The sequence below is a fragment of the Acidovorax sp. NN32 genome, assembly GCF_057597245.1.
This window is the reverse complement of record NZ_CP199679.1, coordinates 5,085,250-5,100,482: the sequence shown is the minus strand read 5'-3', so window position 1 is coordinate 5,100,482 and position 15,233 is coordinate 5,085,250. Positions and strand designations below refer to the sequence as shown.

General features: G+C 63.6%; 11 protein-coding genes. 3 read left to right on the top strand and 8 right to left on the bottom strand.

What is annotated here, in order from left to right; translation table 11 throughout:
- Positions 1-6: 6 nt before the first annotated feature.
- From ACT89O_RS23625 to sucC, 6 genes are all read right to left on the bottom strand, one after another.
- On the bottom strand, positions 7-2,268 hold the full coding sequence (locus ACT89O_RS23625; protein ID WP_487261358.1) for a CHASE2 domain-containing protein: 2,262 nt from the start codon (positions 2,266-2,268) through the stop codon (positions 7-9).
- A 63-nt stretch (positions 2,269-2,331) separates the two neighbouring features.
- Positions 2,332-2,985 carry an FHA domain-containing protein gene (locus ACT89O_RS23620; protein ID WP_121421579.1) on the bottom strand — a complete coding sequence of 218 codons (654 nt, stop codon included), beginning with the start codon at positions 2,983-2,985 and terminating at the stop codon, positions 2,332-2,334.
- Between the two features lie 44 nt (positions 2,986-3,029).
- Positions 3,030-3,818 (bottom strand): Stp1/IreP family PP2C-type Ser/Thr phosphatase, encoded by a 789-nt coding sequence (locus ACT89O_RS23615; RefSeq protein WP_121421578.1) that lies wholly within the window; start codon positions 3,816-3,818, stop codon positions 3,030-3,032.
- 17 nt (positions 3,819-3,835) lie between these two features.
- Positions 3,836-6,466, bottom strand: a complete 2,631-nt coding sequence (locus ACT89O_RS23610; RefSeq protein WP_487261357.1) for a CHASE2 domain-containing serine/threonine-protein kinase — start codon at positions 6,464-6,466, stop codon at positions 3,836-3,838.
- 358 nt (positions 6,467-6,824) lie between these two features.
- Positions 6,825-7,721, bottom strand: coding sequence for a succinate--CoA ligase subunit alpha (gene sucD, locus ACT89O_RS23605; protein WP_056056609.1), 897 nt, complete (start codon positions 7,719-7,721; stop codon positions 6,825-6,827).
- A 15-nt stretch (positions 7,722-7,736) separates the two neighbouring features.
- A complete protein-coding gene (sucC, locus tag ACT89O_RS23600) occupies positions 7,737-8,897 on the bottom strand; it encodes an ADP-forming succinate--CoA ligase subunit beta (protein WP_056056610.1) in 1,161 nt (386 codons plus the stop codon).
- A 215-nt stretch (positions 8,898-9,112) separates the two neighbouring features.
- Here sucC and argC point away from each other — a divergent pair, with 215 nt between their 5' ends.
- Positions 9,113-10,045, top strand: a complete 933-nt coding sequence (gene argC, locus ACT89O_RS23595) for an N-acetyl-gamma-glutamyl-phosphate reductase (protein ID WP_487261356.1) — start codon at positions 9,113-9,115, stop codon at positions 10,043-10,045.
- 164 nt (positions 10,046-10,209) lie between these two features.
- Entirely contained in the window at positions 10,210-12,903 is a 2,694-nt protein-coding gene (locus ACT89O_RS23590) for a chemotaxis protein CheW (RefSeq protein ID WP_487261355.1), read from the top strand.
- 33 nt (positions 12,904-12,936) lie between these two features.
- On the opposite strand, the gene recX is transcribed toward ACT89O_RS23590, so the two are convergent.
- On the bottom strand, positions 12,937-13,419 hold the full coding sequence (gene recX / locus ACT89O_RS23585) for a recombination regulator RecX (RefSeq protein WP_487261354.1): 483 nt from the start codon (positions 13,417-13,419) through the stop codon (positions 12,937-12,939).
- Positions 13,420-13,501: 82 nt separating this feature from the next.
- Positions 13,502-14,578, bottom strand: coding sequence for a recombinase RecA (gene recA / locus ACT89O_RS23580; RefSeq protein WP_121422935.1), 1,077 nt, complete (start codon positions 14,576-14,578; stop codon positions 13,502-13,504).
- Between the two features lie 141 nt (positions 14,579-14,719).
- Between recA and ACT89O_RS23575 the strand changes: the two genes are divergently transcribed.
- Entirely contained in the window at positions 14,720-15,232 is a 513-nt protein-coding gene (locus tag ACT89O_RS23575) for a MarR family winged helix-turn-helix transcriptional regulator (protein ID WP_218300863.1), read from the top strand.
- The last annotated feature ends 1 nt before the right edge of the window (position 15,233 follow it).

Below are 15,233 nucleotides of genomic sequence, written 5' to 3'. Positions count from 1 at the left end.
ACCTGTCTATTTGGTGTCGAAATTGGTGGCGCCGTCCCATCCGGGGTTAACGCTCTGCCCTTGCAAGGTTTGTACTCGGGCGGCATACAGTTCGTAGAGGGCGGAGGGCGCGGCAGTTTGCTGTAAGTTCACCAGCAGTTTGCCGCATTGTGCCCAGTCCTGGGCGCGATAGGCCTCCAGGAAGTGTTTCCATATGGACAATTCGTCCACTTTGTACGGCATCCCGGTCTGTAGCGGGGCAACTGGCGAATAGATAGCCACAGCCTGGGCTTTGCCCTTGACGCGCACCAGGTCCAGCTCTTGCCAGATGAAATCCGGTGCCTGGGCATGGGTGGATTCACTCACCACGGTGCGCACGCCATAGTGTTTGGACAAGCCTTCCAGGCGTGATCCCAAGTTGACCGCGTCACCAATGACCGTGTAACTGCGTCGGATGTCCGAACCCATGTCGCCCACGCACATGGTGCCGGTATTCAGGCCAATCCCGATACCAATCTCGGGGAGCCCGCGCTCTCGGTGCAACAGGTTGATCTGCTCAACCGCACGCTCCATGTCCAGCGCTGCCTGCACTGCCAGTTGCGCGTGTTCTGCGGTGGGCACCGGCGCTCCCCAAAACGCCATGACGCAGTCCCCCATGTACTTGTCGATGGTGCCTCTGTGGCTGCGAATGATGTGGGTCAGCTGGCTGAACACGTCGTTGAGCAGGGCTTGCAGCTGCAGGGGCTCCATCTGCTCCGACATGGCGGTGAACCCCCGCATGTCGCAGAACATGACGGTCAGTTCGCGGCTGGTGGCCTGCATGCTGTAGTTTTCGGGCTGCTTGACCATCTCGTCCACCAGCTCGGGTGGCACGTAGGTGCCAAACAGCGCAGCCAGTTCCCGCTTGGATCGGCTTTCCACAAAGTAGCCGTAGACCATGTTGAGCGCGAATGCCAGTACCGCCATCACGATTACCGTCGCCAGTGGCATTGCCAAGCCTTGGGCGAGATAAAGCCACAGGTTGAGGCCTGCCAGCGCTGCAACCACCCCCAGGCTGAGAAGCACCGCGGAGGTGGCTGACAGCGCGGGCAGGGCGACGGCCAGCAAAACACCTGCACAGAGCAGCTGTGCAGCGTCAAAGCCCACCGCGTAGTCGGGTCGCACGATGCTTTTGCCATCGAGAAAGGCGGACAGCATATTGGCGTGGGTTTCCACGCCGGGATAGGTTCGGCCTACGGGGGTTACGCGCAGGTCGAGCAGACCGGGGGTTGTCGAGCCCACCAGAACCAATTGTCCTTGCAGGTTGTTGGCTGGCAGTTTGCCCTCCAGAACGTCTGACGCGGACACGTAGCGGAATGACCCGCCATTTACATCACCAGGGCCGCGGAAGGGGATCAAGGTTGCAAGCCGTGTGTCCACCGGTAGCGCGAAATCGCGGCCATCCTGGCGTAGCACGATGCTCTGGAGTATGTCGTGCTTCCCTTCTGGATTGGCATGGGCGTAGTGGGGATGGATTTCCGGCTGGTCGAGCAGGGTACGGTACATCGCCAAGGCCAAGGATTCGTAGTAATTTCCCTGATGCTCCGCCAGCAATGGGAGAGATCGGACGACACCATCGTCATCGGTGATGGAATTGAAGAAGCCCGCAGCGGGTACGGCGTGCGCCAGCTCCTTGATGTTGCTGCCATATCCTCCCCAGGAGGTTGCCAGCAACGGTAGGCCGCGAAGTCTTTCTGCGGGCAAGGCGGGTGCTGGCAAAACACCTTTTGTTCTCCCGTCCCGGTCACTGGTGAAGTAATAGCCCAGAACCGCAGGTCGGCCTTGCAGAGCGCGGGCAAAGAGTGCGTCGTAGTCAAGAGCGGGAGCCAGGCGCGCCAGTTGTTCCTTGAAGCCTGTCTGCGCCCGCAAAGGCCCTTTGGCCAAACGCTCCAGGTTTGCGAGGCCTGAGCTTCCGTCTGCTTCGGCGAAGAGGACGTCGAACCCCACCAGCGCGACCTGTTGCCGTTCAAACAGCTCTTGCGTCAAAGCAGCAAGCTTGTCCCGTCCCCAAGGCCAGTGCCCCACCCTATCAAGGCTTTTTTCGTCAATATCAACGATGACGATACGCTCATCCAGGGTCCGCGGCATGGTCGCACGCAGCCGGGTGTCGTAGATGATGTTTTCGAGCCGCTCCAGCACCTGGAGATGAAGGGCTCCTGAAATGTGCAGCAGTGCAAACGCTAACGGAATCAGGGTGACTGCCGTGCGGCGAGCGTGCCGTCGGAACAGATGCAAAAGTCTGGATTGCATGGGTTCCGGCGACAAGGTCGGCAGATGAATTGCCAGATGGGGCGCGAGGCCCGGGTGCGGCCGTCAGCTTTGTTCGAACTGCATTTCCGTACCTGCCAACTCCAGCCGATCACCGTGTTTGAGAGGTACAGGAGATGTGCCGATGGAAGCACCATTGAGCAGGGGCATGTCGGGGCCCTCGACATGGGCCAGCACAAAGCCCTGATGCCGCTTAGTAATGGAGGCCACGGCAACGCCAGGTTTGCCGATGGTGGTAACCACCTTTTGCAGCGACACTTCCCGCCCCGCAGCGGCACCAGACATCACACGGATGACCCCGGAGATGGGCGGGGCAGTGGCAGCACCCAGCGGGGCAGGCCGGGATGCCGTGCCCAACGGAGGCACCATTCCCGGTTTGAAGATCATGGTCTTCTCGAAGTTTTGCCCTTCAGCCTCGTGCAGGAAACGGATCTTGTACTTGCCCACCTCAACGGTGTCGCCATTGCGCAGTTCTTGGCGCTTGACAGCCTTGGCGTTGACGTAGGTGCCGTTGGTGCTCCCCAGGTCTTCAATTTCCACATCCTGGCCTGCCATGTGAATGACGGCATGTTCGCCGCTCACGGCGAGGTTATCGATCACGATGTCGTTGTAAGGGCGGCGGCCGAGCGTAGTGCGCTCTTTGGTCAGTTGCACTTCCTTGATGACAACCCCGTCGATTGAAACGATCATTCTGGGCATGATCCACTCCTGATGTGATGAGTAATTGTTGTAGTCGGCGCCACTTACGCGGCCCCTAGCAATCGGGACATAAGGCCGCGTTTCTTGCCCCCCGCAGCCGCTTGCACCAGCAGTACGCTGACGTTATCACGCCCACCGTTCGCATTGGCAGTGTCGATGAGCAATGTGGCTTTTTCCTCCAAAGGCAGCGGTGTTCGCACCAGCTCCGCCAAGTCTGAGTCAGCGACCATGTCCGTGAGGCCGTCTGAGCACATTAGGAACAAGTCATTGGGGGCCACCTGAAACTCGTTGACTTCCATCATGACATTGGGCTCTACGCCCAGCGCACGGGTAACGAGATTGCGGTTGGACGACAGCGCGGCTTGCTGCGCTGTAAGCAGGCCGGCATCAACCTGTTCCTGGAGCCAGGAGTGGTCACGTGTGATCTGCTGCAGGGTGCCATCGCGCAGGCGATAGCAGCGGGAGTCGCCAATATGTCCGAGGATGAGGCGGCTGCCGTGGAAAACCCCGACCACCAGGGTGGTGCCCATTCCCGCATATTGGGGGTTGGAAAGCGAGGCACCCAGAATGGCATGGTTGGCGTTCTCGACGCAGATCTCCAGGGCTCGCCGCACGTCGGTCGATTGGGGAGTGCTGCCGGCCTGCCCCAACCAGCGGGCCATCTCGGTGCGGATGAACGTGGTGGCCATGCCGCTTGCCACTTCACCAGCGTTGTATCCGCCCATGCCATCGGCGAGGATGGCGACCTGAGCATCCCGGTCGACCGCCACCGCATCTTCGTTGTTGGTGCGCACGCGGCCTTTGTCGGTGCGTGCGAAAAATTCGTAGGTCATGGATGTTGGGGCGAGCGTCATCGGGCGCCTGAAATCGGAGGGGATGCCGCGCCCCGCCCAGCGGGTTGCTCCATCACGGTTCTCTGAAAATCCGCCATTTCATGCCCTGTTGCATCGCGGTCCGCATCATAGACGACTGCTCCCGGCTCCGGCGATCCCGCCTGTCCGGCTGCCACGCCCGCCTGCCGCAGGTCGGCGGCAAATTGCCGGCCCGTCTGGTACCGGGCCTCCGGGCGTTTCTGAAGGGCCTGGGCCACCACGCGCGCCACGGCGGGGGATAGCTCGGGGCGCAGCTGCCGAATGTCGGGCGCCTCCGTGTTGGCGATTTTGTGCATCAGCTCCGTCATCGACTCCCCGCGCAGCGGCAGCGAGCCCGTCAGCAGCTGAAACAACGTGACACCCAATGAGTAGAGGTCTGACCGGCCATCTACCTTCTTGCCTGCGAGTTGTTCCGGTGACATGAAACTCGGGGTTCCCAGAACCAGTCCTGTGCGTGTTTTGCTGGAATCCGTGATGCGTGCAATGCCAAAATCCGTCACCTTCACGGCATCCGTGGCGGCGTCGAACATGATGTTGGCAGGCTTGATGTCGCGGTGCACCACGTTGTGCGCGTGGGCGTAGTCCAGCGCCTCGGCAACGCGCGCTCCGATGGAAAGCACCGTGGCCACCGGTAGAAGATGCCCAGCATGGCAGGCCCGCGCCAGGTCTGCGCCTTTGAGGAACTCCATGGCGATGTAGGCCAGATCGTGTTCCTCGCCGGCATCAAAGATCGTCACGATGCAGGGGTGCTGCAGGCGCCCCGCTGTTTCTGCCTCGCGAAAGAACCGGGCTCTGGCGTCGATGAGTGCGTCGCCCTCGAACTCTTCGCCGAGCGCCAGGGTCTTGATGGCAACCACGCGTCCAATCTTTGGGTCTCTTCCCAGGTAGACCACGCCCATCGCCCCTTTGCCAATCTCCCTGTCTATCTGATAGCGGCCCAGCATCGGTATGCCGGTTGCGGCATCACCTGGCAAGCGCGGCGCTGGGGTGGGGGGAATCGATGCGGGTGTGCTGGACGGGGCGCCAGTTTCCTTCTGCAAGTGCGCCCGCACACGCTTGTACCGTGCATGGGCATCCTTGTATCCCTTGTTGTGCTGCAGGATGTGTTTGTAGACGGACTTGGCCTTGGCAAAGTTGCGCTTGCGCTCAAAGTCCTGAGCCAGGTGGTACAGGTTGTCCATCAGGGCATCGCTGGGCGGCACTCGGCGCAAGCGCTCGAAGGCCATGTCCAATTGGCCCTGCCCCTGCAGCGCAAGCCCCATCATGCGATCAGTTTCGGCGGTTTCCGCTGATGGGGGTGTACCTCTTGCGCTGAGCTTGCCCAGCACGGCAAAGGCTGTGATGCCTCCCAACAAAGCCAGCACGCCGGGCGCCAAAGGAATCCAGAGCCCTGCGTAACGCAGCAGGCCCCACTCAGTGGCGACGAGCAGGAGCAGGAGCCCTGCGCCCAGCACTCCCCCGGCTGGACGAGAGAGTCTCGGAAGGGCCAGCGCAACAAAGAGCAATGCTCCTAGTGCGCTGCCCCAGGACACCGTCCATGCCCACTCAGGTCGTTGCACCTCGAGGCCCAGCCGTATGGCCGACAGCGTTTGCGCCAGCATCTCCACGGGATACATCGTGCGCGCGCTGGACTGGACCCATGGGGTGACCAGCGCGTTGCTTGTCTCACCCACCAGTACCACTTTGTCCTTGAAGTCCTGCGGCGGAATCTTGCCGCTGGATACCTGGGCAAAAGACACCACAGGGAATGCGGAGGCACCGTCCGGCGCCGCGTGAAATCGCGGGTGCATCACCGCCGAACCGTCGGTCACAACGTGCAGCCCCCCCATGCGAATGCCCTGAGGCTCCGTCTGAACCCGCAGTTCGTTTTGGCCCAGGTGCAGACTGTGCCTCGCCGCAAGCAAGGCCAAGGAGGGCACGCCGACGTCGTCGTACCGCAGCAGAAGGGGAATGCCGCGAAGGTGACCATCTTCGTCCAGGGCGACCGAAAGATGACCAACGCCTGCCGCCACCGAACCGATCTCAGCGACCGGGTTTTGCGCCGATGCGGCGGGGATCGCAAAGCTCGCAGGGTTCGGCAAAACGCTGCGGTGCGCATAGGCGGGCAGCGGCGTGCGGGCACCGCCCGCCAGGGTGTAGCGCGAAGCCAGGAATACGTTGCCGGCCCGTTGGATGCTGGCTGCCAGGCGCGCGTCAGAATCCAGAGCCTTCTCCGCCTCGTCTACGGTGCGGCTCAACTCCGTCGCCAGCGGGGATGTGTCCCCCGCCCGCGCCATCGTGTCCCGCATTTTGCGAAGGTAGGCAAGGCCACGGTCGGACTGGGGTTCGGCAAAAGACGGGGTCAGGACGATAGTCTTGGCGCCAGCCGCCGAAAGCTGATCGATCAGCTTGGCGTAGACATCCCGTGACCAGGGGCCGTTGCCCAAGCTTTCAAGGCTGGCATCGTCGATGCCGATGATGGCAATTTCAGGCAGGGGGCCTGGCGTGTGGATGCTGGTCGCAGCGTCATACACGCGGTACTCCAGCCACTGGAACACACCCGTGGCTGCGCACAGTGCAACCAGCACCGCCGCAGCCAATGCGCCCCGCAAACCATCGGTACGCCACATGCCAAGCCACCGCCCCGAGGTTGTTCGTCCCACTTGCTGATATTCCACTCTCTGTATTGAGAGCTGTTCAAAGCAATATTTAAGCCGGGGCGCCAGGGGGCTTGGTGTGACCCCTAACCGCGTGCGACGGGTGGTTCATCGAGGATTCGATGGCGGTTCTTGTCGGGGCAGGCAGGATGCGTGAATCGGGTGTGCCATTTTTGTCACCCGAATGCGACGAGCCACCCAGGCACACTTTGGTCTTCCCATGCAAAAAGCGCCCGGAACCTTGGTTCCGGGCGCTTTTTTTGGGTACGCCTTCCTCTGCGAGCCCTCAAGCCCGAGGTGTCCGCAGTGACGCGGACGGGCGCAGCGAGATTTACTTCAGCTGGGCCTTGAGCAGCTTGCCCAGTTCCGAAGGATTGCGGGTGATGATGAAGCCCGACTCTTCCATGATCGCCAGCTTGGCGTCGGCCGTGTCGGCACCGCCAGAGATCAGCGCGCCAGCGTGGCCCATGCGCTTGCCGGGAGGGGCCGTGACGCCAGCGATGAAGCCCACGATAGGCTTCTTCATGTTGGCCTTGCACCACTGGGCGGCTTCGGCTTCGTCAGGACCGCCGATTTCGCCAATCATGATCACGGCATCGGTGTCTGGATCGTCGTTGAAAGCCTTCATCACGTCGATGTGCTTGAGGCCGTTGATGGGGTCTCCACCAATGCCCACGGCGCTCGATTGACCCAGACCGACTTCGGTCAGCATGGCCACGGCTTCGTACGTCAGCGTGCCCGAGCGGGACACCACGCCGATACGGCCCTTGCGGTGGATGTGACCGGGCATGATGCCGATCTTGATTTCGTCAGGCGTGATCAGGCCAGGGCAGTTGGGGCCCAGCAGCAGCGTCTTCTTGCCGCCAGCGGCTTCCTTGGCCTTCATCTTGTTGCGCACCATCAGCATGTCCTTGACCGGAATGCCTTCGGTAATGCAGATGGCCATGTCCAGGTCGGCTTCGACGGCTTCCCAGATGGCATCCGCAGCGCCTGCTGGAGGCACATAGATCACCGACACGGTGGCACCGGTCTGCTGGGCGGCTTCCTTGACGGAGGCGTAGATCGGGATGTTGAAGATCGACTCGCCCGCCTTCTTGGGGTTCACGCCCGCCACGAAGCAGTTCTTGCCGTTCGCGTATTCCTGGCACTTTTCGGTGTGGAACTGGCCAGTCTTGCCCGTGATGCCCTGGGTGATGACCTTGGTGTCTTTGTTGATGTAGATCGACATGTGTGTTCTCCGGGCTTACTTGACGGCAGCAACGATCTTGGTCGCAGCTTCGGCCATGGTGTCTGCAGCGATGATGGGCAGGCCAGACTCGGCCAGCATCTTCTTGCCCAGCTCTTCGTTCGTGCCCTTCATGCGCACGACCAGCGGCACGTTCAGGTTCACGGCCTTGCAAGCGGTGATCACGCCGGTGGCGATGGTGTCGCACTTCATGATGCCGCCGAAGATGTTGACCAGAATGCCTTCGACCTTGGGGTTCTTCAGCATGATCTTGAAGGCTTCAGTCACCTTCTCGGGGGTGGCACCGCCGCCCACGTCCAGGAAGTTGGCGGGCTCGCCACCGAACAGCTTGATGGTGTCCATGGTGGCCATGGCCAGGCCGGCGCCGTTCACCAGGCAGCCGATGTTGCCATCGAGGCTGATGTAGGCCAGGTCGAACTTGGAGGCTTCGACTTCGGCCGGATCTTCTTCGTCCAGATCGCGGAAGGCCACGATTTCGGGGTGGCGGAACAGGGCGTTGGCATCAAAGTTGAACTTCGCGTCCAGGGCCATCAGGTTGCCCTTGGAGTCGCAGTTCAGCGGGTTGATTTCCACCAGCGACGCATCGGTGTCCATGTAGCACTTGTAGATCTTGGCGAAGATGTCCACGGCCTGGTCGATGGAAGCACCGGTCAGGCCGATGGCTGCTGCCACTTTGCGGCTCTGCGCTTCGGTGATGCCGGTCAGCGGGTCGATCATCTCGGTGATGATCTTCTCGGGCGTGGAGTGGGCCACTTCCTCGATGTCCATGCCGCCTTCGCTCGAAGCGATCAGGGCGACCTTTTGCGTGGCGCGGTCGGTGACCAGCGACACATACAGTTCGTTCTTGATGTCGGCACCGTCTTCGATGTACAGGCGGCGAACCTTCTGGCCCTCAGCGCCCGTCTGGTGCGTGACCAGCTGCATGCCCAGGATGTCGCTGGCGCGTGCCTTCACGTCGTCAATGGTCTTGGCAACCTTCACGCCGCCGCCCTTGCCACGGCCACCGGCGTGGATCTGGGCCTTGACCACCCACACGGGGCCGCCGAGCTTCTGGGCTGCTTCAACGGCTTCTTGCACCGTGAATGCGGGAATGCCACGCGGAACGGGCACACCAAAATTGCGCAAGATTTCCTTGCCTTGGTATTCGTGAATCTTCATGAGGTCTCTCTCAGGGAAGGGTGGTAGTTACCCGTTTACCATGAACAGATGTCTGGCCGCGGGCTTGGGACATGGCAACCCGCGACTGTATCATGTTGCAACGCACCATCCTTGTGCCTAACTTACACCCTGGGCTGGGCTGGTAGCCTTCCCATCCCCCCTTTTTCTCTTTTCTATTCCGGCAGCCGCTGCCGCCTTTTTGCAGGAGCACCTCCATGTCCAAAGTCTTTATCGATGGCGAAGCCGGTACCACGGGCCTGCAGATCCGCGAGCGCCTGCAGGCCATGCCGCAGATCGAGCTGGTCAGCATTGCGCCCGAGTTGCGCAAAGACCCGGTCGCCAAGAGCGACCTGATCGCGGGGGTGGACCTGGTGGTGCTGTGTCTTCACGACGATGCAGCGCGCGACACCGTGGCCATGGTGGACGAGATCGAGCGCACCTCGGGCCGCAAGGTCAAGGTGATCGACGCCAGCACGGCCCACCGCACGGCCGATGGCTGGGTGTACGGGTTTCCAGAACTCGCTGCATCGCAGGCGCAGGCGGTGCGCGACGCCACCCGTGTCTCTAACCCCGGCTGCTACGCCACGGGCGCGATTGCCATGCTGCGCCCGCTGGTGGACGCTGGCCTGATCCCTGCGGACTACCCTTTGAGCCTGCCTTCGGTGTCGGGCTATTCCGGCGGCGGCCGCACCATGATCGAAGCGTACGAGGCAGGCACTGCAGCGCCGTATGAGGCCTACGCCCTGGGCCTGACGCACAAGCACATCCCCGAAATCCTGCGCTACACCGGCCTCACACGCCGCCCGGTGTTCATCCCCGCCGTGGGCAACTTCCGCCAGGGCATGCTGGTGCAGTTGCCCCTGCACCTGGACCTGCTGCCCGGAGCCCCCAAGGCCAGCGACCTGCACGACGCGCTGGCCGGTCACTACAGCCGCACCAACACGCCCGAGCAGTGGGTCAGCGTACTGCCGCCCACCGATGATTTGAAGCTCGCCGCCGACACGCTGACCGACACCAACAAGCTGGAGCTGCGCGTGTTTGCCAACGAGCAATACCGGCAGGCCGTGGTCATTGCGCGCCTGGACAACCTGGGCAAAGGTGCCAGCGGCGCCGCAGTGCAGAACCTGCAGCTGATGCTCGGTCTCTGAACCGCTACGGGTTTCCCCACCCTCCTGTCTGCCCGGCAGGTTTTCGACGCGCCAGACCTGGCGCGTTTTTTCTATGGGCCTCCCTGGCGGAATCGTTTAAGCTGATTCCAGACCGCTGACCACGCCAGGCCCACTGGCGCACGCCGTATGTTTGGGGGGGGCTGATGGGTTTTCCACTGTCTTATGACATCGTGGCGCCGCAGATGCGGTCGCTGCAGAAGCTCGAAGCTGCGTTGCAGCGCCTGGATCTTCGCTGGGAGGTCATCGACACCACTGCACGCATCGTGTGCCCGGGCGAGGCGGCGGGTTTCCTGCATACCCTGGACCAGACGCGCACCGCATTCGCCACGCTGGCGCAGGAGATGGTGGAGCACATTGCCACCACCCACCTGAGCAACCGCATGGGCGACCTGGCGTCCCGCGCCCAGGTGGCCATCGATATTCTGGTGCGCAACCTTTTCGAGCGCACGGCCGATGTCGGCTTCATCGCCACCGATGGACCGCTGGTGGCTTTTGTGGAGGCTGCGGCAGTCCAAGGCGACCCCGATGCCGCCACGCTGCTGCGCCAGCGGTTGCAAGAGTACCGCGCCAAATACACCGTCTATGACGACATCCTGCTGCTGGATGCCTGTGCCCATCCGTTGCTGGGCCTGCAAGACCGGCAGGTGACTGAGGCCTTGGTTGTGCAGGAGCCCTCCTGGTGGCGGGGTGCGATGGACAGGTCCGGTTATGGCGAGCACTACGGTGCCTCGGGCTGGTATCCCGGCGAAGGCGATCTGCTGCTGTATGTGCACCGCGTTGTATCGGCGCAGGGGCGCGCCTGCGGGGCCGTGGTGCTGCGCTTTGGACTCCATTCCGAGCTGGAGTCGATCTTTGCCGACCTGCGCGACCCCGAGGACCGCGTGGCGCTGCTGCTCGTGGATGGCAGTGACCGTGTCATTGCGTCCAGCAAGCCCGCTGAATTCTCGGTGGGCGAGGTCCTGGCCACTGGCTCTCTGCAGTCGCTTGACGCCCGCCCCTGCACCCACCGGGGCCACGACTACCTGGCGCAGGCGCGCACCACCCGGGGCTATCAGGGGTACCAAGGCCTGCCCTGGCGGGCGGTGGCGCTGGTGCGGCTGGATGCGGCGTTCAAGGGCGAGCAAGGTATGCAGGAGTCTGCAGGGGGCGGTGGCGCGCAGGCGACGGCTGAGGCAGCGCGCATGGAGGTGGACGATCCCATGCTGCGCGCCATTGTGGAACGCGCCCGCGCCATCGAAGAAGGGCTTACCCGCGTGATCTGGAATGGCAAGGTGGCCGAATCGGCGGTGAGTGCAGGCTCGTCGATCCATGCCGTGTTTGACCAGATCGGGCGCACGGGCAAGGACACCATTGCCGTCTTCGACGGTGCCATCCAGGAACTGCGCGGACTGCTGCTGGCAGGGCGCCGCGCCGAGATGAAGGCACATGCCGGCCTGGCGGTCCGCATCATGGACCGCAACCTCTACGAACGTGCCAACGACTGCCGCTGGTGGGCGCTGTCCGAAGAACTGGCCCATGCGCTGGGTGACATCCAGGCGCGGGGCGTGCCCGGGCAATCAGCCGCTGCAGCACAGCGCGCGGCACAGATCCTCGCGCACCTCAACAGCCTCTACACGGTGTACCGGCGCGTGGCGCTGTTTGACCGCCAGGGGCGCGTGGTGGCCGTGTCCTGCGATGCCGCCACGCTGCCCGCCGACCTGCAGCTGGATGCCGACCTGGTCCGGCGCACCCTGGCCTTGCAAGGTTCGCAGGCCTACGCCGTGTCGCCCATGCAGCCGCAGGCGCTGGCCGATGGGCTGCCCGCCTATGTGTACTGCGCCGCGCTGCGCGCTGCGCCGGGCGGCCCGGTGGTGGGCGGCATCGCGCTGGCTTTCAACTGCGCCACCGAGCTGAAGGCCATGCTGCGCGACGCACTGCCGCAGGGCCAGGGCATGCGCGGCTTCTTCACCGATGCGCAGGGACGCGTGCTGGCCAGCGCTGACGAGGATGGCCCGGATGCCGCTCTGGGCGGTGCCCAACCTGTGCTGCCTTTTGTGGCAGATATCGCACGGGCCGCAGTGCCACCCGCCGCCGCAGGGCGGCAGCCCGGGCAGGGCGCAAGAACTTCCTCTGCGGCGACTGCGTCTGTCCTGCCCGCCACCGCGCAGCGCGTGCACTGGCAAGGGCGGGACTATCTGGCGGGTGTGGCGGTCAGCACCGGATACCGGGAATTCAAGCGCGACGATGGATACCGGGAACCCGTGTACTCCGTATTGCTGATGCCCGTGCAGCCTGCCGTGGTCAGCGGCGGTGCCCTGGCCTTGCCGCAGTCATCTGTGCAGGGGGCGGGCGGCAATGTGCGCCGCTATGGTGTGGTGGCCTGTGGCGCCCTGCTGCTGGCCATTGACAGCATGCACGTGCAGCAGGCCATGTCGGCCGCGCGCCTGGTGCAGGTGCCGGGCCCGGCGCAGCTGGCCGGCATGCTGGAGATTGCCCACGAAGGCGGCACCCGCATGGCGCCCGCCTATGACGCCTGCCGCATTGCGGGCCTGTCTGCATTGGCCGACCCTCGGCGGGCCGTGGCGGTCGTGGTCAAGAGCCAGGGCCGCCCGGTGGTGCTGTTGGTGGAGCGTCTGGTGGGCGTGGTGTCGCAGGACAGCGTGCACCCTGTGCCGGGCAGCGTGTCCGCACATGCCCCATGGATCACGGGCATCCTGAGCGACCGAGGCTCGGGCCAGGCCATCGTGTATGTGGTGGACCCCAATGGCCTGGATGCCCGGTGGGTACCCTTGCCACCCGAGGTGCTTGCGGCACCCTCAGCCAGCAGTACCTCTGCAGAGTTGACAACACAGCGCTGACCGGGCCTGGTCTGTGGACGCTGCCCGGTTGGGTCAGGTGGCGCCGCCAGGGTCCTCGTCATTCGTGTCGCCGTCCGTATCGCCACCAATGGCTTTCTGGATGGCATGCATCGTGAAGCCGCGTGCCATCAGGAAGCGGACCTGGCGCGAGCGTTCTTTCATGTCCAGCGGCACCTGGCCAAACTTGCGCTGCCATACCTCTCGGGCACGCTGCACCTCGGTGGTCAGCAGCGGGGCCGTGGCCTCGCGCACCAGCTCATCGGCCACTCCCCGGTTGCGCAGTTCCCGAACGAGGCGGGCTGCACCCAGGCGGGGGCCACGGCGGTGCACCAGGGATTGGGCCGCGCGCTGGTCGCTCAGCCAGTCCTGCTCCACCAGCAGGTCCAGCAGGGCGGCCAGCTCCTCGGGGCTCTCTGCATGGGGCGCCAGCTTGGCGGCCAGCTCGCTGCGGGAATGCTCCCGCTGGCTTAGCAGGCGCAGGGCCCGGCCCTTGAGCGAGAGCGTGGTGAACCCCATGAATCTATTTGCTTCAAATTTGATAGCTGCTAGCGCTTGCCAATCAAGCGCTAGCAGCCAATTTTGCTTGAAACTTCGGAGTTCACTCGTCCGCAGTGGCGGCAGGGGCCTGCAGTGCGCCAGGCAGCAGCGCAATGCCCAGGCCTTCGCGCACCTTGTTCTCGATCTCGCGGGCGAGGTCGGGGTTCTCGCGCAGGAACTCACGCGCGTTGTCGCGGCCCTGGCCGATTTTTTCGCCGTTGTAGGCGTACCAGGCACCGCTCTTTTCCACGATCTTGGCGGTCACGCCCATGTCGATGATTTCGCCCTCGCGGCTGATGCCCTCGCCGAACAGGATGTCGAACTCGGCCGTCTTGAAGGGTGGGCTCACCTTGTTCTTGACCACCTTGACCTTGGTTTCGTTGCCGATGGCTTCGTCGCCCTTCTTGATGGTGCCGGTGCGGCGGATATCCAGGCGCACGGAGGCATAGAACTTGAGCGCGTTACCGCCGGTGGTGGTTTCGGGCGAGCCGAACATCACGCCGATCTTCATGCGGATCTGGTTGATGAAGATGACCATGCAGTTGGTCTTCTTGATCGTGGCGGTGAGCTTGCGCAGCGCCTGGCTCATCAGGCGGGCTTGCAGACCGGGCAGGGCGTCGCCCATCTCGCCTTCGATTTCGGCCTTGGGCGTGAGCGCAGCCACCGAGTCCACCACGATCAGGTCCACGGCGCCGGAGCGCACCAGGCTGTCCACGATTTCCAGCGCCTGCTCGCCGGTGTCGGGCTGGCTGATCAGCAGGTCGGACAGCTGCACACCCAGCTTCTGGGCGTACTGCACATCCAGCGCGTGTTCGGCATCCACAAACGCGCAGGTACCGCCCAGCTTCTGCATCTCGGCAATCACCTGCAGCGTGAGCGTGGTCTTGCCCGACGATTCCGGGCCATAGATCTCGACCACACGGCCACGGGGCAGGCCGCCCACGCCCAGCGCGATATCGAGGCCCAGCGAGCCGGTGGAGACAACCTGGATGTCCTCGATCACCTCACCTTCACCCAGGCGCATGATCGTGCCCTTGCCAAACTGCTTCTCGATCTGGGCGAGCGCAGCGGCCAGGGCCTTGGCCTTTTCGGTGTTCACGGGCAATGCGGGGTTGGTGCCTTTGACTGCGACGTCCATGAGAAACTCCTTGAAAAACAACAGGTTGGATGCTTGCATCGCTCTGCGGTTAATCACAGGCTGGATGCTTGAACAGTAGTTTATGCGAGCTGTTGCAAGGTCTTCAAGGATAATTTGGTCAGTTTGCCTGACAATTCGGTGATGCCTGATTCGCCCCTTCCATCCCCTGTCGAAGACGGCTGGCGCCAGACCCACCTGGGTCGCCTCTTCGGCCACGCCATGCGGCGTTTTGACGCGCGCGTGCTGCAGCTCATGGCGCACAACGTGGAGGTGCCGCTGGCGCTGTCCAACCTGGCGGCGCGCGACCAGGTGACGGCCGCGCATGTGCACATCACCCGGCACCTGGCCTTGCAGGGCGACCGACTGACCGACCTGGCCCAGCGCGCGGGCATGACCAAGCAGGCCATGGCCAACCTGGTGGACCAGTGCGAGGCCTGGGGCCTGGTCACGCGCGAGGCCGACCCGCTGGACGCGCGCGCCCGCCGCGTGTGTTTTACGTCCACGGGGTTGGCCTGGCTGCAGGCGTTTCGCGATGCTGTGGCGCAGGCGGAGGCCGAGTTCCGGGCCGAAGTGGGCCATGACGTGGCCACTGTGGTAGCGATTGGGCTGGAAGCCTATGCGGGCGGCGATGGGGCGGGCATGTTGATGCGCTGAA